Origin of the sequence: Paraburkholderia sp. MM5482-R2, assembly GCF_050436125.1 — a bacterium.
GTDB classification, from domain to species: domain Bacteria; phylum Pseudomonadota; class Gammaproteobacteria; order Burkholderiales; family Burkholderiaceae; genus Paraburkholderia; species Paraburkholderia tuberum.
Map to the genome: position 1 here is coordinate 16,190 of NZ_JBNDLP010000001.1, position 21,481 is coordinate 37,670.

General features: G+C 59.9%; 14 protein-coding genes. 7 read left to right on the top strand and 7 right to left on the bottom strand.

Going from position 1 to position 21,481, the window contains the following annotated elements; genetic code table 11:
* Positions 1-545 precede the first annotated feature (545 nt).
* Positions 546-2,561 (top strand): RNA polymerase sigma factor RpoD, encoded by a 2,016-nt coding sequence (rpoD, locus tag OKW37_RS00075; protein WP_429401221.1) that lies wholly within the window; start codon positions 546-548, stop codon positions 2,559-2,561.
* Positions 2,562-2,715: 154 nt separating this feature from the next.
* Here rpoD and OKW37_RS00080 read toward each other — a convergent pair whose 3' ends face one another.
* The 3 genes from OKW37_RS00080 to OKW37_RS00090 all read right to left on the bottom strand — a co-directional run bounded on the left by OKW37_RS00080 (position 2,716) and on the right by OKW37_RS00090 (position 5,703).
* A complete protein-coding gene (locus OKW37_RS00080; RefSeq protein WP_429401223.1) occupies positions 2,716-4,101 on the bottom strand; it encodes a hypothetical protein in 1,386 nt (461 codons plus the stop codon).
* A gap of 394 nt (positions 4,102-4,495) precedes the next feature.
* Positions 4,496-4,732: a hypothetical protein gene (locus OKW37_RS00085; protein ID WP_429401225.1), complete on the bottom strand. Its 237-nt coding sequence runs from the start codon at positions 4,730-4,732 to the stop codon at positions 4,496-4,498.
* A gap of 269 nt (positions 4,733-5,001) precedes the next feature.
* Entirely contained in the window at positions 5,002-5,703 is a 702-nt protein-coding gene (locus tag OKW37_RS00090) for a sel1 repeat family protein (RefSeq protein WP_429401227.1), read from the bottom strand.
* Between the two features lie 280 nt (positions 5,704-5,983).
* On the opposite strand from OKW37_RS00090, the gene OKW37_RS00095 reads away from it, so the two are divergent.
* Positions 5,984-6,388 carry a hypothetical protein gene (locus OKW37_RS00095; RefSeq protein ID WP_429401229.1) on the top strand — a complete coding sequence of 135 codons (405 nt, stop codon included), beginning with the start codon at positions 5,984-5,986 and terminating at the stop codon, positions 6,386-6,388.
* Positions 6,389-7,101: 713 nt separating this feature from the next.
* Here the strand turns inward: OKW37_RS00095 and OKW37_RS00100 are convergent.
* On the bottom strand, positions 7,102-7,455 hold the full coding sequence (locus OKW37_RS00100) for a DUF1428 domain-containing protein (protein ID WP_429401231.1): 354 nt from the start codon (positions 7,453-7,455) through the stop codon (positions 7,102-7,104).
* A 173-nt stretch (positions 7,456-7,628) separates the two neighbouring features.
* A complete protein-coding gene (locus OKW37_RS00105) occupies positions 7,629-8,033 on the bottom strand; it encodes a VOC family protein (RefSeq protein ID WP_429401233.1) in 405 nt (134 codons plus the stop codon).
* Positions 8,034-8,869: 836 nt separating this feature from the next.
* On the opposite strand from OKW37_RS00105, the gene OKW37_RS00110 reads away from it, so the two are divergent.
* From OKW37_RS00110 to OKW37_RS00130, 5 genes are all read left to right on the top strand, one after another.
* Positions 8,870-9,298: a VOC family protein gene (locus tag OKW37_RS00110; protein ID WP_429401235.1), complete on the top strand. Its 429-nt coding sequence runs from the start codon at positions 8,870-8,872 to the stop codon at positions 9,296-9,298.
* Positions 9,299-9,917: 619 nt separating this feature from the next.
* Positions 9,918-11,531 (top strand): hypothetical protein, encoded by a 1,614-nt coding sequence (locus OKW37_RS00115; protein WP_429401237.1) that lies wholly within the window; start codon positions 9,918-9,920, stop codon positions 11,529-11,531.
* On the top strand, positions 11,528-13,366 hold the full coding sequence (locus OKW37_RS00120) for a DEAD/DEAH box helicase (RefSeq protein WP_429401239.1): 1,839 nt from the start codon (positions 11,528-11,530) through the stop codon (positions 13,364-13,366). The genes OKW37_RS00115 and OKW37_RS00120 overlap by 4 nt, the downstream gene beginning before the upstream one ends.
* A gap of 334 nt (positions 13,367-13,700) precedes the next feature.
* On the top strand, positions 13,701-14,108 hold the full coding sequence (locus tag OKW37_RS00125) for a hypothetical protein (protein ID WP_429401241.1): 408 nt from the start codon (positions 13,701-13,703) through the stop codon (positions 14,106-14,108).
* Positions 14,101-17,559, top strand: coding sequence for a WD40 repeat domain-containing protein (locus OKW37_RS00130; RefSeq protein ID WP_429401243.1), 3,459 nt, complete (start codon positions 14,101-14,103; stop codon positions 17,557-17,559). Before OKW37_RS00125 ends, OKW37_RS00130 begins: the two co-directional genes overlap by 8 nt.
* An 880-nt stretch (positions 17,560-18,439) precedes the next feature.
* Here OKW37_RS00130 and OKW37_RS00135 read toward each other — a convergent pair.
* Both OKW37_RS00135 and OKW37_RS00140 read right to left on the bottom strand, forming a co-directional pair.
* On the bottom strand, positions 18,440-19,723 hold the full coding sequence (locus OKW37_RS00135; RefSeq protein ID WP_429401245.1) for a TIR domain-containing protein: 1,284 nt from the start codon (positions 19,721-19,723) through the stop codon (positions 18,440-18,442).
* 570 nt (positions 19,724-20,293) lie between these two features.
* Positions 20,294-20,902 carry a hypothetical protein gene (locus tag OKW37_RS00140; RefSeq protein WP_429401247.1) on the bottom strand — a complete coding sequence of 203 codons (609 nt, stop codon included), beginning with the start codon at positions 20,900-20,902 and terminating at the stop codon, positions 20,294-20,296.
* Positions 20,903-21,481: the final 579 nt, after the last annotated feature.

Here is a 21,481-nt window from a genome sequence, read left to right on the forward strand (position 1 = left end):
GGATGCGGTCCGGGAGAAATACCGCCTCCGACTATCCGCTCGTGGGAGCTGCGCACACAGTTCGACCTGACACGCGAACGGATCCGGCAGATCGGAGGGAGGGCGATGGGAAACTGATGCACCCGGGTCGAGCCGACAGGCAGGCCAAGGCATTTTGCCGACCATTAAGCCACGGTCTGCCGTTGATCAGGATGCGCAGGCGAGACATCACGATATCAACGCCGACGTTGCGCCGAACCGTATGAGCGCAGTACGGCGAGGAAAGGTTCTCAATCCTGTTCCAGGGTGCGCCCTGCCTGTTCAATCGGGCGACTCGGCCTGTTGGTGCAATGCAGCAATTTCTGTTACAATTCAGGTGTACTTTCCATGCGCTGTTTTCTCGCGCTATTCCAACCGGCCAGCTTATCCAAGCAGGCCGCGCCCATTGCTCGTTGCGATCTGCAACTCATGCCCGCCCGCAGCCGTGAATGTCGTCGCGCGCTCGCCGCGATTCGGCTGGCCGCTGGTCTGGCCATCGCTGGGCAAATCTGTTCAGGGGAGAATGTATGGCACGTTTTGATCGGGAACATCCGGGGCTAGACACGCCTGCATCCGCGCCGAAGGCTGCGGGGCGCCACGCATCGAAGGGCGAGGCTACCGCAGCCCTGCTCCCGATGAACGCAGTGTCCACGGCGTTGCAGGACGAAGAGCGGCAGCGCCAGATGCGCGCACTCATCCAGTTGGGGAAGGCGCGCGGCTACCTGACGCACGCCGAAATCAACGATCATTTGCCGGACAATTTCGCGCACACCGCTGCCATCGAAACCATTGTCAGCACCTTTAATGACATGGGCGTAGCGGTCTACGAGCAGGCGCCTAACGCGGAGACGCTGCTATTGAATGACACCGCGCCGGCAGCCGTGTCGGACGACCAGGCCGACGAGGAAGCGGAAGTCGCGCTTTCGACGGTCGATTCCGAATTCGGGCGTACGACCGATCCGGTGCGGATGTACATGCGTGAAATGGGGGCGACGGGATTGCTGACTCGCGCGGGCGAGGTTGAGATCGCGAAGCGCATCGAAGACGGCCTTCATGAAATGATCCAGGCGGTTGCAGCCTGCCCGGCGACTGTTTCCACGATCCTTGCGAGCGTGGAGCAGATCGAGGCCGGTGACCTGCGCATCGACGAACTGGTCGACGGTCTCAATGAAGACTCCGGAGCGGCCGGACATTCGGCCCCGGACTCTGCTGACATAAACGACATCGACGCCGACATCGACGCGGACACCGACGATGACGGCGATGAAGACAGCGATGAAGACAGCGGGACGGGAGACGAAGATCGCGCGAAGGCGAACGCAGCGCGGCTGAAACAGCTCACGAGCGATAGCCTCGAGATATTTGCGCGAGTGCGCGAACTGTTCGATCAGCTTGCGCGTGCCGATGCCGCGCAAGGCAAAGGTCGCACGACCTTCACACAGACAGGCGAAGCGATCCAGCGCGAACTGGCGCCCATCCGTTTCACGGCGCGAACCATAGACCGGCTGTGTACCGACGTGCAGCAACAGGTCGCGCAGGTGCGCGCGGTGGAGCGACGTATTCTGCAGATTGCCGTCGACCGGTGCGGGATGCCCCGCGAGAAGTTCGTCGAGTCGTTTCCGGGGCACGAAACCGATCCGGGATGGACCGAACGCACGGCCGCGGGGTCGCGCGATTATGGCGCCGCGCTCGAACGCAGTCTGCCCGCGATTCAGGCGGAACAGCAGAAGCTGATCGATATCGAAGCGAACGCCGGACTGCCGCTGCAACAGTTGAAGAAGATCAACCGGCAGATGATGGCGGCCGAGTCGAAAATGCGGCAGGCGAAGCGCGAGATGATCGAGGCCAACCTGCGCCTCGTGATCTCCATTGCGAAGAAGTACGTGAACCGCGGCATGCATTTTCTGGATCTGATCCAGGAAGGCAATATTGGCCTGATGAAAGCCGTCGACAAATTCGAATATCGGCGCGGCTGGAAGTTTTCGACCTATGCAACGTGGTGGGTGCGGCAAGCTGTCACGCGGTCGCTTGCGGATCAGGCACGCACGATCCGCGTGCCAGTGCATATGATCGAGTCGATCAACAAGCTCAACCGGATTTCCCGCGAGATCCTGCAGCAGACCGGGCAGGAGGCTCATCCTGCGGCACTGGCGCAGCGCATGGAATTGCCGGAAGAGAAGGTTCGCGGCATGTTGAAGGTCGCGAGGCAACCCGTTTCGCTCGAGACGCCGGTGGGCGAGGACGCCGACGCGACGCTTGGCGACATGATTGAAGATCCGATGGCGGCATCGCCCGCGGATGCCGCCGTGCAGGCGAACCTGCGCGCCGCGATCGATGAGGCGCTCGATGCGCTGTCGCCGCGTGAGGCGAAGGTGCTGCGGATGCGTTTCGGGATCGATACCGCGTCCGAGTATACGCTCGAGGAACTGGGTAAACAGTTTGACCTGACGCGGGAGCGGATCCGGCAGATCGAAAGCAAGGCGATGCGAAAACTGATGCACCCGGGTCGGGCCGACAAGCTGCGGCAATTTCTCGATCGTTGAGCCACAAGCGCGGGCGTCGGCGCGTTGCGTTGTCGAGGAGGACGGGATCTCACCGCGGGTCAGAGGGCAGGGCGATGCTTCGCGCGCACTGGGGCCAGGCTACCCGATGCGCTTCATGCGTCATTGCAGAACAGGTCGTCGCACCACCACCGACTCACAGGAGGACTGCCTGCTGCAAAAGCTCCAGCGCCTTCAGTTCGTCCAGTCGACCCGTGCGTGCCTTGGCTGCCAGCGTCTTGAGCAACGCTTCGGCAATGGGCGCGATACCGTGAAGATTGTCCAGGCTGGTCACGGAAGCGGGGAGCGACACGGGGGATTGCTGCGGGATTGCAGCGGCCGGAAGCGCCTCAGGGAGTGCCGGTGTGGCTGCCGACGCTTCGCCGCCATCCCCTTCTTCTGGTGAGCGACCCGCGCGCACGTCAGGGGCATCACTGACATGATCATCCTGGCGGACGACGACCGTTTGTTTCTCTTCTGCGACATCCGTCGAAACAGGTGACGGGCTTTCCGGACCGGTCCGGACGCCCGCCCGCGCGCGCCCCGTGTGCGCCTTCGCATCGGTGGGTTTCACTGACACACCATCTTTCGTTGCGGCCGCGAGCGGCTCGGGTTGTTCGACGGACGCACGGCCGCGCGAAGCGGGCATAAGCAAATGCGACACAGCCGCCGGGATCTCGGCTTCCGAGCGCGGCGTGTCCAGCCAGCCAGCTGGCAGACCAAGTCGCTCGGTGAAGCGGTTCGCTTCGACACTATCCAGCCGTTTCTTGCCATACAGCCGATGGGCCATGTTGGATCCGCTCATCGCCATGACGGCACCCAGTCTTGCTTTCGATCCCTTGCGACCCGTGAGAACGTGGAGATTCGCGCGCCGAATTTTTTCTACGTCGCCGCTGTCGTTTAGCGCCAGCGCCTGCTGTTGGACTGTTGCAGGCGATGTCCTGTCTTTCGAGGGCGCACCTTTTCGCGGCGCAGGAGGAGTGGGCTGTTCGGCCGTCTGGCTTCGACTGTTCCTGACGGCCCTGGGCGACCCGCCCGTTGTTTTCTTCGGCATCTGCGCTTCCCCGGACAAACTGTCTTCAGGATATCGTTGCTGGCCGCCGTCCAGGACGGAAGGCGGCATGGGTGTTTCCGATGCTACGTCTGGTTCGTCGTCGGTTTGAACGAAGTCGAGCGGTGCTTTCAGGCGGGCGATGGTTTCGGGCGCGAGCGCAGGATGGGGCTGGTCAAAGAAACCGTGAGGCAATCCAAGCGTGGTTTCCATGTGAAAGGCGGTCTCCGGCGTGAACTTCTCGCCCTTCGTCAGTTCGGCCACTCGCGCCATGTTTGATCCAAGCCCCAGGGCGATATTCTCTGCGCCCACCGTATCGACCAGAAACTGGAACGATCGTGTCTTGAAAATGGAGGCAGTCTGGGCGGTGTCACGGGCTGGTGCATTCACGTACGGTGGTCTCTGCCGGCTGGACGGAGATTGCTTTACGTGACGAGGTTGGCGCTGGCCGCTGTCCCGAGGTCCCGCATATCGTCCGCGGGGTTGACTCATATAGTAGGGCTCCATGCGATCATTGGTTTGCTGACCGTTTGATTATAAATGACGCGATGCTGGCATTGGACGCGTCAACGACGCCGTCGGGCGAAAACGCACGCGGGGAACCAAGCATAGCGCGGTATTGAGTCAGTGTCGGCATTTCCCAGTCGCGATCTGGTTAAGCTCGACCTGTAAAGCAACGCATAGTCTCCCTTCCACCGGTCAAAAGAAAACTTTCCAATATCAGGCAGGCGATGGAAGATCGATTCGCCGGCGCTATCACGTTCAGCGCAAAGGCTCCCGCCGGCGGTTGATCCGTCGGTGGTCAGGAAAGGGGCCACTTGCGCAGTCAGCCGCGCAAAAGTCTGGCCGGATTTCTTCAGGTCGAAATGATTCGGATTGCCAGGCATTATACGCGCTCACATCGCCGACGACGCATGAGCCTGTTGACCTCCGAAGTGCTACGGAAGCGCACGCAGCTCGTTTGCTGAATCGCATCGCTGGTATCGATCAGGAAAGCCTGCTCGCCAATTGACGCCGTGATCCCTTCAACTTGCATTTCGCGAGGACCTGCATTCGAACGATGCGGCGCCCCCGCATCACGAAGGACGGCGAGTCTTTTCTTCGTTACCTCGCCGGTATCCATTGACGAAAGCGTCCGTCGGGTGCCAGATGTCGCCAATCCCTTAGTGCAAGTCTCAAGGGGGAGGGCGCCGATAGTGGCTCTGCTTGTGTCATTACGAATGCGCCTGGCGAAGCGTGAGGTTCTGACGACACACGGATCTGACGGGTTCAATTCGGGCGCCGGCGAATGCGGCATCAGTTTGCCTGCCGGCGCATATCTGCGACCACGCCCAACGCGTTTGCACCTCTTGACCTCGTCCCCCGGCTCGATTGGCAGGCGGTAGGGCTGCTTCACCGCAGCGCTGCCAGACGGCGTTGGCAACGTATGTCATCTCCACCGCGCCGATAGCTCTGTATGGCCTTCGTGCGGTCCGGGATAACCCTGTTGTCTTCTGCACCCCATGCGCCCTCCCAGAAGAGCCCGAGATTGTGTGCTGAAGCCTTGTGTCCCAGTTTGATCGCCTGCTCATAGAGCGAGAGCGCGCGGCTCACATCCGCCTGCACGCCCCGCCCGAGCCGTGCGCTATCGGCCAGCGCGGCGGCGGCCATGCCGCGAAGATGGCCGTCCGCGGTCTCATCCTTCATCACATCGTCAAAGATCGCATTACCTCTCTCAAGGTCCGCCTCGCCTCCCGTTGGTGTGACGAGAGAAATGGCCATTGCCATCCGCCAGGCTGGGTGCCGGTTCGCGCCGATGCGCTCGAGCAACCAGCGGCCCAGGTGCGGCGCACGATTGAGCGTGCTGGTAAGAATAGCATTGGCGATGGCGGCAAGCGACTCGGGCGACAGGAAGCCAGTCCTGTTTGCTGCAATGACGTGACGGGAAAACTTTTCAACATCCAGGGTAGGGTCGGCGCGGCGCAACTGATGCCATTCATGCTCAATCGTTCCTACCCAGCTTTGCATTTGCACGGTGAGCGATCCTTTGGTGAAGAATGCACCTGATTCTAGCTCACCTTTTGCCCGCTGCAACCTTCGGATCTGGTTCGTCACATCGCATGGGTTCGCCAGATGGAGGGCTAGCATTATTGCCACGTCCCGATCAGGTCGCGAAGTCGGGTAACGCCTTGATCCTGTTGCCGTCGTCCAGCGCGGGGCACGGTCGTGCACGGAGTCAGAAAGCGACTGCAGCATTGGCGCCTCCTGCAACATCAAGGCGGTGGTGCAAACCATAGTGAATGGTCGGGCATGGATACCGGAGATATTCCTGTCGCGACTTGTGGCAAGATTCGAACCGGATGGCAGATACGGGCTCCTGAGCCCGCAGGCAGCAGTGTTCGCCGGTCTGCTTCGCACGAAGTCGGAGAAGGAGCGCTGTCCCACGATGGCTGATGCATTTGAACTCGTTGCCCTGGCGTTGCCCGGCGACGTCGCCCCCGAGTCACTGCCCGCCACCGTCCGCCAGTTCGTAGCTGATTGCTGGCCCGGCATGAGCCGCAGCCAGTTAATCGCCCGCGCCCGGCGCCTTTCACTGCGGCCGTCGCTGCGCGCATATCTTCCAGGCGCGCCGGGCGACGTCGGACACTTCGCACTCACGCTCACAGCTGGCGTGCAGACCGTGTCCCTGATCGTGCATTTGCGCCGCATCGCACAGCGGCGCGCGTCCGCGCGCAGTCGCAAGGCGGTTACCGCCTCGCGACCACCTGCGCGCGATCCGCGACAGGCGTCGCTGTTCTGAAAGAGGTGTCCAATCGGACGACCCGTATCGAATGGAGTGCCCCACGCAGGTGCGCGCGATCATGAGCGCGGTTGCGGCGCTCGACCGGGACTTCCTGGCGAGAACGCACGCTTTCTGGACGGGCTCTTCGCGGCAGTGCGCGGGACGATGGGCCGGGTCTACGGCGCAATGAGCTATGGCCGGATGCTGCGCGATGGCGCGCCACGGGCGCGCGGCACGCGACGCTCGAGCACGCCGACGATCCGGACTGTGGACGCTTTCCGCAATTTATCAAAAGGCAATTGATTGCCGGGATTCGCCGTCAGTCACGAGAGGTAAATCGGCCATGAACCGCCGTTCAGAGGCGGGAACCCCTGTCGCTGGAACGGCCGCAATGCTCCGGAACCTGACGGGCGTGCTATGCACGCAACTCGGCCAATGCCGACATTGAGGCAGGCTGGGTTCTACGTCAGCAAGGCGGCGGATTGCAGACAGCGGCGGAGTCGCGCAGACGGGCGGCAGGTTCCTGCATCGCGAACTCACACTCCCGACCCGTTGGAGTCACTTATGCGTCACGCGCGACCGTCCGCTGCTAACCAGATACCTGACTTCACAGCTTGCCCTGAGTAGCGTAAGTCCGACAGGAGATTCACGCGTTGCATCGCGGATGTTCAATGCCAGGCCGCGGCGTCGGTTCGCGTCTCAACGCGAACCGACGCCATGTTTTTCTGCCATCACGCGTCGACAATCACTTCGAAACCGCCATAGATTAGCCGCTGGCCGTCAAAAGGCATCGGATTTTTATCTGGTTGCAGCCGCGGGTCGGCCATTACCGCTTTCATTCCTTCGTCTCGCGACTGATGCGACGGCCAGACAACCCAGGAGAACACCACCGTCTCATCATCCTTGCGCTTGATCGCCATTGGAAACGACGTCACCTTGCCCTCCGGCACGTCATCTCCCCAGCATTCGACCACCTTCAACGCGCCGTGTTCCTTGAAGACGGCCGCCGCTCTTTCGGCGAACTGTTTGTAAACTTCGCGGTTGGCTGTAGGCACGGGGACAACAAATCCATCGACGTAAGTCATTCGCAATCTCCTTTTTCCCATACGGACTATAGGTGCCGGTCGGCAGCGCATCGCAACACGACCGCCCATACGTACGACGAGCGGGGAGTCAAGAAATCGACAATAGTCGATTCCCTTGCACCGATAGCCTGCTTTGACCCTAAGCGGCGCTTTGAGGCATGGCGTCGGCCTGCTCACTTAAGCGGTTGCCCAATGCCGAGCAGGTTGCCCTCGCTATCTCGGAACCAAGCAGCTCGTTCGCCGACCCCACCCTTGGACGCGTAATTCCCTTCTATATCAGCGATCCCGTTTATCGTTTTGAGGCCGGGAAGATCGTATTCTTCGAACGCGACTCCACGCTGTCGCAGCTCACTAACGGTCGCCTGGATGTCATCGACCTCCCAGGCCATTTGTGTGTGAGTACCTGAGGCCGACCCAGACGACTGAAAGAGTGTGAAGTAGCCCCTGCCGCATTTGTAGCGGAGGCCACCGGCCCGTTCTTCCACCGGCTCAAGGCCGAGCTTGCTCGAGTAGAAAGATCTTGCGCGAGCGAGGTCTTGCGCTGGGATCCGAGTTGCGACGTCGCTGTCTTGAAGCATGGAATACCTCTGAGGTCAAGAAAGCCCAAAGACTTTGTTCGCTCCGTGCCGCGCAACGCTTCCGCTTTGCGGCCACGGAGTTTCTCTTCAGGAACCAGTTAGTCAGACGGGAACGCACTCATCGCCTTGATCTATCGTAGACCATGCGGTACACAAAACAGTTGACCCCCGAATCCGCTTGGCGTCGGGCCACCCGCCGTTTCTAGGCGACGCGATTTGGAAGTACACGTGCACCCGACCTTGTTCGATGAAATCGAACCTTCCTATGAATCACGTTCAACGACATTCGGTACCACGTGGTCCACAGTCCCGAACATGGTTCCGAACCGAGGCTCAAGTGCTCGAGGACGCGCCACGCCTTGTGGGCCCGGGAGTGAGTCAGCGACGGGTCGTCAGTCGCCGCGCCTCGAAGGTCCGCTCGCCGCGAGCAAGCGGACGCTCGCGACCTGATCGGGAAGGACCGTTCCTGGCCGAGAGCATCAGTTCGAGGAAGGTCCCAAAGAACTATCGTTGAAATCTTCAGCGGCAGCTTAGAGGCGGCTTCTGTGGATGAGTACATTCGGCGATCTACGGCCGCTCGACCGAAGTCGGAAAGGGACAATCGAGCGTCAGCAGTACGGCTGTGACGTGACGCACACAGTCGATGCCGCGAGCGCTACCGAACCCGCCCGATCGCCGGTCGCTGCCGGGTGGAGATGCCTGCCGGCCACCTGAAACAAGCCTACACTCATCCATGCCCCGCGCTACCTGAATACTGGCCGCCACATCAGTTCGACGGGCGCGGGCGGACATGTTCGTTCCTCATGGCGCTGCTCATTCGCGGCAAAGGAGAAGCCATGGAAAAGATCCCAAAAACCACCGCCTTGTTCATCGCAGGCTTTGGCCCGATTGTGATTGAAGCCCAGGCAAGCCGCGAGCTCTACAGTCGGACCTTCGGTATCCCCTTCAAGGAAGAGAAAGGCGGCTACCTCCATACGGAGAGTCTGAAAGGCGCAAACACTTTCGCCTTGTGGCCGCTTTCTCAGGCCGCTCAGTCGTGCTTCGGCACGGATTCGTGGCCTCGTGACGTACCCATCCCGCAAGCCTGGATTGAGTTTGATGTCGACAACGTCGAAGCGGCTACGGCAGAACTTGAATCACGAGGGTATCGGATGCTGGTCAGGAACCGGAATGAGCCGTGGGGCCAGACCGTCAGTCGCTTCATCGGGCCGGAAGGATTGCTGGTAGGAATCACCTTTACGCCATCGATGCGGGAAGAGAAATGATGACGGCCACAGTGCCAGTCCTGCGTGCGGTGACTGATCTGGCCGGCGCGCAGCACACGCTCCCCAGGTTACTGGCTGATGAAGTACTGAGAACGGTCCTCGCCGTCCTTGTGGACCGGGTGGCGGCAATGGGTCGCAAGTACTCATTCACTCACATCGGCATCTGACACTCGAGGCTACGACGGCGCAAACGGCGGCAAAGTGTCGATCAGCTGCCTCACGGTCGCCGATACTCCAACGTCGGCAATGGCCGACTACCGCGCCTTCAAGATCGACGGTCCGCCAATGAGCAATCGGAAGGGTTGGAGAAACTGTAGCTTGCCGGTTAGAACGCATTAACAGAAACTGTTGATTAATCCGGCCGCCATCGCGCGTTGCCCCACAAGGGTTTCATCGATCATCCCACATATTGTCGCCCGATTTTTGGTCGTCCCTCCGAGTGCCGGTTACCTCGACAAGCGTTCGCCCTCGCATTTTTCGCGTCAATCGTTCCTTGCAATTCGAAGACGTCGCACAAAGCGTGACCTAAACTGCTCAACGGGCCGCGATCACGCGCACTAACGGTGAGATATTGGGGCGCGAACGTTATTGCATTTTGGCCGCCGCTGCGCATCAATGTATGAGCGCCAAGGCGTTCAGGCAACATCTTGCGGCTTTCGAACCCGACATCTTCTTCAAAAGTCGCTGCAAAGCCGAACGAACCCATCGCGGCGCCCGCGAAGAACATCCGTTTAGCGCAAGGAATCGTGCCTCGGCTCTGATCGCCTACGTGCCCTACATACCCATTCGACGGCAACGACCCATGCTAGAAATCGAATACACGCGTACGCAGGTAGAGGAGTGGATCGGTAGCGACCGTCTCGCAGCGGTCTCTCTGCTCAACGGGTACTGCGTAGATCGCCTAAGGTTCGGCGATCAAAGTCTGACTGCTCAAGTGGTCGACGCGTCACGTCACACCTATTCGGTACGCGTGTCTTTCTACGGCACCGGCCGCTCACTGCAACAGCGGGCGGTTTGCAGTTGCCCAGCGCAAACCGGGTGCGACCACGCGGCGTTGACGTTGCTGGCCGGTGCCGACGCGTCTGCAACACTCACTCGGGCGGTGCGGCCAGACCTTCAGAACTGGCTCATGGCAACGCGCAAGCAACTCACAGCCGCACCTACAAGGCAAAAAGCAGCGACGCTGCGTACAGGCGATGCATTGCTCTACCTGATTTATTTTATCGACCGTGAGGCATTTGCGGTCGCAGCGACGTTCGGGACGTTAGGCACGAACGGCAATATCGCGACAATGCACTCTGAAACCTACCCGTTAGGGAACCTGCCGCGATCGCTCCATTACGCACTCGACGACGACGATATCGATGTCATCCGGTATGTCCTTTACGCAACAGAGTCGACAGGAAGCAACCGACGCCTTCTCGCGGGCAAGAAAGGATCCGTAGCGCTAAGTTTGATGGTTGCGACCGGTCGCCTTTGGTTTTGTACGAGCGATGGTGGGCTTCGCCTTGTGGGCAGAGTATCGCGCGGCACTGAACGTATCGGGAAGATCAAGTGGGAGCTCGACGATGAGGGAAAGATGTTCCCGCATCTCTGCGTCGATCCGGCTACAGCCGTCATACTGCCGGCCGACCCGCCATGGTTCGTCGACATGACGTGCAATCAAATCGGACCTGTCGCGCTGCCAATGGCGCCAGACGCGCTTCGACTTCTGCTCGCCATTCCGCCTGTCAGCGCTTCAGAAGTTGAATACGTAACTGCTGCGATGGCCCCCCACATGCCCGGTCTGGCTCCGATATCGTCACCGGTTGCAAGACCGGTGCGAACGGTTGACGTCGAGCCCACCCCGGTGCTAACGCTACAGACGACGCACCGCTCGTATTACCCGACTAGCAGCTGGATGGAAGGCGGCGACGACCATGCACTATTCTCGTTCGACTACGACGGAATAGACGTAAGCGCCGGCACCGATTCTGTCTTTTTCCGCGCTGGTAGTCATCCCATAGAGATCAAGCGAAAGCCACGAGTGGAATCTCGCCGGCGAAAGGAACTCAAGCCGTTTGGCTTTCATGAGGCAACCGCGAACCGGTGGCCGCAAGAAATAAACGGCAAAGACAAGGGAAAACTGCTACTCGACCCCGACGACTGGGAAAGGTTTGTCAAAGACGGAATTCCGTTACTTCGGTCACAGGGGTGGCGTATCCCCCCCCCCCGGAATTCAGGCTCAATGTGATCGACATTGATGAGATCGACGGAGCCGTCCGTTATACCGCCGAGGGCTGGTTCGACCTCGAGATGGGCGTCTTGATCGACCAACGAGTCGTCCGCCTCGAACCCTTGCTCGCGGAGCTTTGTCGAACTGATAAACGGTGGCTGGGGGGCGATCTGGAGGGCATTCCGGACGAGGAGTCAATCGTCCTTCGAATGGAAGACGGCCAGCGCCTTCGGGTTCTGGCAAGCAGGCTAAAGCCGATAGTACGCGTCCTGATTGATCTTCTGACAACCGAAGGCAACACAACGTTGCGCGTCCATCGTTACGACTTTGGACGACTTTCCGGCCTGACCGACACAGCTAGATGGAGCTTTCATGGCGATCAGTGGATACACAGCCTTGCGGAAAGGATCCACAAAGGTACATCGGTCGCCGATGTGACCGTGCCTGCAACGCTGAAAACTGAACTCCGTGACTACCAGTTGTACGGGCTTGCCTGGATGCAATTCCTGAGAGCCAATGATCTCGGCGGCATCCTTGCGGATGACATGGGCCTTGGAAAGACCGTTCAGGCTATCGCCCATCTACTGATAGAGAAAGAAGCCGGCCGGATGGACCACCCTTCGCTCATCGTGGTGCCGACGACGCTGGTCCACAACTGGAAAGAGGAGATCGCGAAATTTGCGCCATCGCTACGAACGTTGGCGCTCAGTGGGAGCAACCGGAAACTCCATTTCGATCATATCGATAGCGTAGATGTTGTCGTCACAACGTACCCGCTGCTATGGCGCGATGAAGCGATCGTTCGACACGAATATCACCTACTGATCATTGATGAGGCCCAATACGTAAAGAATGCCACCAGCAAAACGGGCGTTGCTTTACGTGGAGTAACCGCGAGGCATCGAATGTGCCTCACCGGCACCCCGGTCGAAAACAACCTGACCGAACTGTGGGCGCGGTTCGATTTTCTGCTGCCAAGGTTTCTCTCTAGCCGCCGAGACTTTACTTCGCGCTGGCGTGGGCCGATCGAAAAACATGGCGATGAAGTGTGTCGCGCTCTGCTCGGTCGCCGTATCAAACCCTTCGTGTTGCGCCGAAAGAAGGAGGAGGTCGCCACCGAGCTGCCCAAAAAAACTATCGTCATCTCAAAGGTCGAATTGTCGGGCGAACAGCGAGATCTCTACGAATCGGTGCGGATCGCGATGCAGGTGCAAGTTCAAGCTGCAATCAGCGAGTCGGGACCGCACCGCAGCCATATCATTGTGCTTGCCGCAATCCTCAAATTGCGACAGGTCTGCTGTGACCCTCGACTCCTCAAAAACGGGTCAACACGAACGGCTGCCGGGTCCGCCAAGCTTGATCTCGCGGTGTCGATGATCTGCGAACTCGTCGAGGCAGGCAGACATGTGCTTGTCTACTCTCAGTTCACCGAGATGCTGGACCTCCTTGCTGAGTCCTTAGACGCTGCAGGCGTTTTGTACGTGATGCTCACCGGACAGACCGGCGACCGTGTAACTCCCGTGGATCAGTTCCAAAGCGGTCGGGTACCGCTATTTCTCATCAGTCTGAAAGCCGGTGGAGTGGGCGTGAACCTCACGGCTGCGGACACAGTGATTCATTACGATCCTTGGTGGAACCCGGCAGCAGAGAACCAAGCGACCAGCCGCGCCCATCGCATAGGCCAGAATAAGCCAGTGTTTGCCTACAAGTTGATCGTCGCCGGCAGCATCGAGGAAAAGATCCTGGAGTTGCAGGGAAAAAGTCGGCGCTCGCCGAGAGCATACTTGGCACGGATGGGGCAAAACAGCCTAAGTTCACCGAGGAAGATCTTTCAGCGCTATTCGCGCCCCTGAAGACTAGTGCAGCATCCCGTAAAAAGCTCGATGCACGATTTAAGTGGACTTTCACGTTCCGGCCACCTTCTTCTTTCGATGACAATTATTAAGGCACTTTACGGAATGTCATACTAGCCTAATGCGGTTTCCAAAATTGCCTCGCCCGAGTACCGGCCGTCTCGCCGACAGGCCGATTCGACGCAGTGGGCAAAGTGTCTACTGGTGGTGACCCCCAAGCCACCTGCGCGTTTAAACCTCACGACTTTCGCGTCCTATAGTGATAGCCAGATGCTCGCCCTTCGCGAGTGCCGCGGCACCGGCTGTGGACGCATCACGCCCGAAAGGAGCTGCAATGGACCCCGTGACGACCGCCATCACCGCTGCGCTTTCGGCTGCCGCAAGCGGTGCGACGACCGAGGTAGCCAAGAAGGCGATTTCGGACAGTTATGAAGGCCTGAAGGGCCTGCTGAAGAAAAAGTACGGCAGCGAAAGTGATGTCGCGGAGGCGCTGGACAAGCTCGATGACAAGCCTGACGCAAAGGGGCGCCGGCAAACCGTGGAAGACGAACTGGAAGCGGTAAATGCGGGGGCGGACCCGGAACTGCTCGCGGCCGCCCGGGCGCTCCTTCAACAGATCAACGCAGTCCCAAAAGCAGAGCAGAACGTACAGATCGCGCACGGCACGGGCATCGCACAGGCCGCTCATGGCAGCAACGCGAGCGTCAAATTCGACGGTCCGCCGCCTGCGAAAGATGAGTGATCCGGGGAACGGGTGGCAGTCCGCCCAGGGCGAGGGCATCGCCCAAGCATACGGTCCCGGTGCCAGCGCGTCTGTCGAAGTCCACCACCATCACTATCCTGCGTCGCCGCCAGAGTCCTTCCAATGGCCGAGACCCTGGGACTTCTCCGGTTACATCAGCGAAAAGCGCCACGGCTTCGTAGGACGTGACTGGCTGTTCGACGAGGTTCGCGAATGGTACGAAGACAGTGGCGCTCAGGCGATGCTGATCTGCGCGGATTTCGGCGTCGGCAAGTCGGCCTTCATGGCTGAGCTCGCGTCTGGTGCGCACGGCCTGCAGATCGCTGCGTCCCACTTCTGCCATCACGACACGATTGAAACGCTCAATCCGGCGACGTTCGTCCGCAGCGTCGCGGCACAGTTATCTGCCTCACTGCCGGAATACAGGTCGGCCGTCGAGGCCGATCCGGACGCGCGCCGCTGGCTTGACGACGTGCAGCTCGATCCGGCGAGTGCGTTCGAGCGCGCGGTCATTGGCCCTCTGAAAGCGATCAACCCTCCGGCTGCGCCCCAGCTGTTGCTCGTCGACGCGCTGGACGAGGCGTTGGACTTCGAGACCGCCGCGGGCAGCAGTCGTCCCACGACGATCGTGCGTCTGCTCGCGGCCCGCGCGAGACGGCTGCCTGCCTGGCTGCGAATTCTTGCCACAAGTCGCCGGCGACAGGAGGTCCTGCAGCCGATCCAGAGCGCGTTCCGGTGCGCGACGCTGGACGGCGAGGATGCCCGCAATCTCGACGATATATATAGCTACGGTCTCGGTCGCTGCGCGAGTACGGCGCTCGCGCGCATGCTGGAAAAAGAGAACAAAAGCGCAGGCGATATCGCGGCGTTGCTGTCGGGCGCGCAGCAGAGTGGCGGCAAATTCCTGTACGCCGTGAGGGTGCTCAACGACGTCGAGTCCGGCGCGCTACCGCTGGACCGCCTCGACGACCTGCCGCCCGGCATGGACGGGTTCTATCTGGACGCCTTCGAGCGGCGCTTTCCGGAAAGCGAGGACTATGCCCCTGTCGGCGCGCTGCTGGGCGTGCTGTGTGTCAAGCGCGAACCGATGTCCCGAGCAGAACTGGCGGCCATCCTCTGCACGACCGAGGCGCAGGTCGGGACCATGCTGAGGCGGCTCGAAGACTTCCTGCAAGTGCGCGCCCGGCACTACGCCTTCGACCATCTCTCCCTCGCGCAATGGCTCAGTGAGGAGAACGACGACGGTTTCCCGCGCGCAGGCCGGTTTTCGATTGAGCCGAAATACGCCGAGAATTTGATCGCCGGTTGGGCGCGGCGAGAGCTCATTGCGGACCGCGCGCATGAAACGCCGTATCTGGCGCGGCACCTTGCTGCGTACCTCAGCCCGCAGGAGCGCAAGGCCCATTTTGCGAAGCTGCTGCTCGACTTTCGCTGGCTTGACGCTCGGCTGCGCGCCGCGGGCATCAACGCGCTGCTCATCGACTGGGCGGACGTGGACCGGACGCCCGCGCTCGAGGCGCTCGAGCGTGCGCTCCGACACAGCGCTCACGTGCTCGGACACGACGGCAGTGACTGGGCAGGGGCTGATTTCCTTGCGTCGCAGATACTTGGCCGCCTGCAGGCTAAGGCCGGGCAGGAGATCCACGCCTTGTGCGCGGCGGCGGCCGGACAAATCGCGAGCAACGCGGGATGGCGACCGCTGACCGGCAGCCTTCGATCGGCCGAGGCGTTGATACGCACGCTCGAAGGACACACGAGATGGGTATCCGCGCTCGCGGTGCTGGCCGACGGGCGGCTCGCGTCTGGGTCGGGGGACCATACGATCGGGCTGTGGGCCCCGGCGAGCGGCGTGTGCGAGGCGACGCTCAAGGGACACACGGGACCGGTCGCCGCGCTGGCGGTGCTGGCCGATGGGCGGCTCGCGTCGGGGTCCTATGACGGCACGGTCAGGCTGTGGAATCGGGCGAGCGGCGTGTGCGAGGCGACGCTCGAAGGACACACGGGGCCGGTATCCGCGCTCGCGGTGCTGGCCGACGGGCGGCTCGCGTCGGGGGCACGGGACCACACAATCAGGCTATGGAATCCGGCGAGCGGCGTGTGCGAGGCGACGCTCGAAGGGCACAGCGATACGGTATCCGCACTCGCGGTGCTGGCCGACGGGCGGCTCGCGTCGGCGGCGCCGGCTGACCACACGATCAGGCTGTGGAACCTGGCGAGTGGCGTCTGCGAGGCGACGCTCGAAGGATCCGAAGACTGGGTATACGCGCTCGCGGTGCTGGCCGACGGGCGGCTCGCGTCGGGGGCGATCTATACGATCAAACTGTGGAACCCGGCGACTGGCGTCTGCGAGGCGTCGCTCGACGGACACACGCGTGCGATAACTGCGCTCGCGGTGCTTGGCGACGGGCGGCTCGCGTCGGGCTCGGTGGACCGCACAATCAGGCTGTGGAACCCGGCGAACGGCAAGTGCGAGACCACACTTGAAGGGCATAGCCATACGGTAATCGCCCTCGCGGTGCTGGCCGACGGGCGGCTCGCGTCGGGGTCGGGGGACAACACGATCAGGCTGTGGAGCCCGGCGGGCGGCGTCTGCGGGGCTACGCCCGAAGGGCACGCGGACTCGGTGTCCGCGCTTGCCGTGCTGGCGGACGGGCGGCTGGCTTCGGGGTCGGCAGGGGACGACACGATCAGGCTGTGGAATCCGGCGACCGGCGTCTGCGAGACGACGCTCGAACTATTACCGCACACGGTATCCGCATTGGCGGTGCTTGCCGATGGGCGGCTCGTAGCGGGGTTGGACAACACGATCAGGCTGTGGAACCCGGCGAGCGGCATGTGGGAGGAGACGCTCGAAGGACACATCGACTCGGTATCCGCACTCGCGGTGCTGGCCGGCGGGCGGATCGTGTCGGGGTCAGCGGACAGCACGAGGCTGTGGTGGGGCGGCTTTTGGGAGGCGATTGAAGGGCGCACGGGTCGTGTATTCGCGCTCGCTGTGCTGGCCGACGGGCGGCTCGCGTCGGGGTCGCGGGACGGCACGATCAGGCTGTGGGACCTGGCGTTCGGCGCGTGCGAGGCCACGACGCTCGACGGGCACACGAAGACCGTAACCGCACTCAGGGTTCTGGCCGACGGGCGGCTCGCGTCGGGCTCGGCGGACAGCACGATCAGGCTGTGGAATCCGGCGAGCGGCGCGTGCGAGGAGATGCTCGAAGGACACGCGGATGGAGTATCCGCGCTCGCCGTGCTGGCCGACGGGCGGCTGGCGTCGGGATCACGGGACAGGACGATCCGGGTCTGGGAGGACCGCAACGGACGCTGGACGGGAACGGTGCGATTCGTCGCTGACACAGATATCACGTCTCTAGCCTTTGCAGCCCGCACAGGGGTTCTGGCGGCAGGAGACGGCATCGGGCGCGTCCACTTCCTGAAAGTGGTTGCAGCGCATTAACCGAAACTGTCGTGAAAAGCCGCTTCGTCAACGGTTTCTGTTAATGGTCAACGCGCCTGGCGGCCATCCGCCACCTGCATAAGACCGGAGTGCTTGTAGAGATGCGGGCGGCTCTGCGGCGAGCCCCGTATCACCGCATTTTACGACCCGCGTCACGCCGTCCGCTAGCTGGGTGCCGCGCCATAGACTTATTCCCCCCGATCCTCGAGACATACTTTCGTCGAGAAGAGCATCGATCGAACACTTCCGCTCGTCGGAAGTGCGTAACGGCGAAGAAACTGTCGCGACGGAGGTCACTGGGCGCGCTCCGAATACTGTATAAATATACAGGTATTCTAGCGCAAGTTTTCAAACCATGTGGCGCGCCCACGTTCCGTCTGAGGTGAGAGGGGGCATGCGGTACGATCGAGCCTTGGACGTATCCGGGCGTCTCTGACCGACCCACTACGGCCAGACGATCCGTCCAAAGCGGTCAGTCAGCCGAATCAGGGATTTGCGCACTGGAGCACCTTAAAGCGGCCGTTGGTGATCTCACCCTGTCGGCCACGAGCCGCCGGTCGAGGTCGCCATCCAATTTGAATAGCCAAGGTCTCGTCCACCGCCGCTCAATGGCCGGTTTCCGGCGAGCAAATTACCGGTCGTACTGCCTCAACGCGGCCCAGTTTCGGACGTTCGGCGCTGACGAACAGACGGCTGCCTGTTGCCTAATATTGCGCCGTTTCGATCGCCGGTTGAGAGGCTGAAATCAAGCGGCCAACGCTGTAGTTCCCTGGCTGTCCAAATGAGTGGGCTATACGGATACAAAACCGACCCCGTCGACTATTAATTACACGAAGAAATCTGGGCGGCAACCGCTTCACGTCGAATCAATGTCGTTACTTCAATCCATTTTCGATTCGACTCGCAGCAGTTGACAACTTCTTTTAAGGTTGGGAAACGTATCTCCCGTCGAATTAACCAGCTGCTCAAAAGACGAGGTCGCAGATCTCAAAACTTGTGAAATATCTTTATTCTCGCGCTCAGATAAATTAGACAAGACCGCCGGCATACTTTTGGCTAACGAACGCCCAAGCCGTGCACGATTCCGCACTAATTTTAGCAACTGTAGCGACCGGCCAAACGAATCGTGCCGCTCAACATCGTTCCACAAAGCATAAATTTCAATGAAACGATGAAGCTCCGACGCCGACGGCGACGTTTGTATTGGGACTGTGTACGACGTGTTAAGAAGAGAATCTAGACCTCGTTTGACAGCGGAACACTGCTCGTCCGTCAGCCCGTTGCGCTCGCATGCACTCAGGTCCTGCACAAGCGCAGATAAAACTCGTCCATAAAGATGGCGAGCGGTCCATGCGGCGCCTCCACGGCGGAAGATGTCGCCCCGAACGCGATCACGGTTCCGTGGCAAATCCCTAGGACCGACGACCTGTTTATCGCCATATAAGACTGTACCTTGACTCCGAATCTCGCGGATTCTGACACTCTGACCGCCGTGTCCTAACACACCTTTTTTCGCAGCTTGAATCAATTCTTCGCGCTGGTCGACATTCAATAATATTGTAAGGATTACGCTTCCGCGTCGCTTCGACAATATTCTTACGTTAGAATCGGCGAGCAAAGCACGTATTATTTTGGTGATTCGATCAATGCTTCCTTCATCGAAGGATTCAAAATCTTCGTCAAGCACAATCTCAACTACTTCTTTGGACGAAAGAGATGCTTCTCTAAGCTCCACTCTTTTTACGATTAGCTCGGCTGCTTCAAATGCTGATCGATTGCCGATCCTTATATATCCGTCGATCGAAAGGAAGCCATCAATTGAAAGGTCAAAATTCCCAAAGACGAATGGCATTATGTCAGCTGTTTGCCTTGCCTTGATCATGTCGCGCACCGCGCGCCATTCCAACCCGCACCATTCTTTAGCCGCGTAGTTTTCGCAAAGAAACACGACAATTAATTCGGAATCACTTCGGTAAATGCGGAGGAGGTAGGTGTCTAGGTTCGGTCTTGCAAGCTCGTGAATATAAAAGTTGTCATAGAAAACGGACGAGGCGCCCAGCATCTGTTGGAGACATACGGCAACTTGCTCAACAAACGCTCTGTGTTCGCCAGCGAAGGAAAGAGCGACCATGAATCGTTTTGGGACAGACAGAGAGACGTCCACCGTTCTCCTCCTTCCGTTTGTAGTCCGTCTGCGAGGGATGTAGGAAAAGGAGTCGCCCAACACTCCCACAGACACATGATCCAAACATCGGTGAGTTTACCAAAACTGTCAATGCAAACCGCAAAAAAAGCACGCCGGTGCCAATGGCCGAGTCGGCTCGGTAGTACGCACTGGCGACTGACCGCTTCCGGGAAGCGGATTTCCAGTGACCGCTTTCCGGCGACGAACTTGGAGAGCGGATTGACGCTGCCCGACCCGAAGCGGTCTTCCGTTCCACCGCGCCAGCAATGACCGGTCCCAAGGGTAATGCGGACATGTATTGGATGAGGGTTTATCTGCAGGGGGGTACGTCAAACACGACACCGGAGTTTGCGGAGAGAGCTGCCGAAGTTCTTGAGGGTTCTTTCGGTGCCCCACATTCACTGGACCGTGACCACGCCAAGTGCGTGCCGCTAAGCATCGAACAATCTTTCGTGAACAACCTTAACAGCTTTAGCCGCCCGAATGGAAATTTTCGGACGTCCGCTCGCCGATCGCGCGAAAGCTGTCCGGAGCTTAGTACATGTTGCCTCATGACAAACGAGCATATGCCGTGAAGAAGAGGATCGTCGGAATAGCAAGTGCGACATCGGCCACGCCGATCATGTAATTGCCGTGCGAAAAATCCGCGAAGATGTGCGCGCCCAGAAATGAAGCTAATAAAGCGCCCAACATGCCGACATAGGTAATCGCCACGAGACGGCCGAATGGCGCCTCATGTTGCCGGTAGAACGTACTTTCACGTGTGAATGCGACGGCCTCCGGCTTCAAATGAAGACTGGTCTTGATCTCTGGCTCCATGGCACCAAGGTAGGCATAACAGCGCCTGATAAGCGCGGTGCGGTGGTAGAGGATCGCCATCAGATAGAGGATGACCATGAGCAGAATGCTCTGGATCAACCCGTATGGAAAACCCCGCCGCAGGTCTCGAAGCCCCGATTCACCCGATATCCCAGCCACCTTGGCAATTAGGCCAACGAGAAGCGGCTGGGCCTGGGGAACATTGAGCGTCAGGAGCGCCGCAACTCCCACCACGGCCAGCAGCTGCATGAAGGTGGTGTTCCGTTGCTCCCACATCTGCAGCGTCAGTTCGTATGTTTTCTGATAATGCTCCGCAACTATCTGCGCACTTTCGTGCATGACGTGCTCCTAGGATTCTCTCAATCAATTGGGGCTCGCCGTTCTGGAATGCAACAGCGAGTAGGGAGTTTCATCGGATGAACGGATGCTGCCAACCTAAAGCGGAATGCATTCCTGTAACGGAGTTCTCGTGCCCACGCGAATCTGACGCACCTGCAACGGCTTGACCTCTATTCCTTGTGACGACGACTGAACGGTACATAGGACACAAATTTCTCGCCGTGCACCGAGACGGTGCGCTGAATTCGCACCTGCGCATCCATGGCGAATTTTGTCTGGCGTGCCTTTACCTGGCTGAGCAACATTTCACGAAGACTCGCGTGTTTTCAAAATGGTCACATCCCCTCGTTCTAAATTCACGAGGCTCCATTGTCTTGCTGTTGTCCACTGGCTTTGCCGGTGGTATTTGACTATTTCAATCGGCGCAAGCGCGAAGGTGGTTTGGTGGCGGGGAAATCTTTGGATTATTCGAATCGCTTGAACTATCTTAACCAGTAGCTGGGCAACAACGAAACCGCCGCAAGGGGACTCTCATGAGCCACGCTGAGATCGGTCCGAAGAAGCATATGCTGCCTCCCG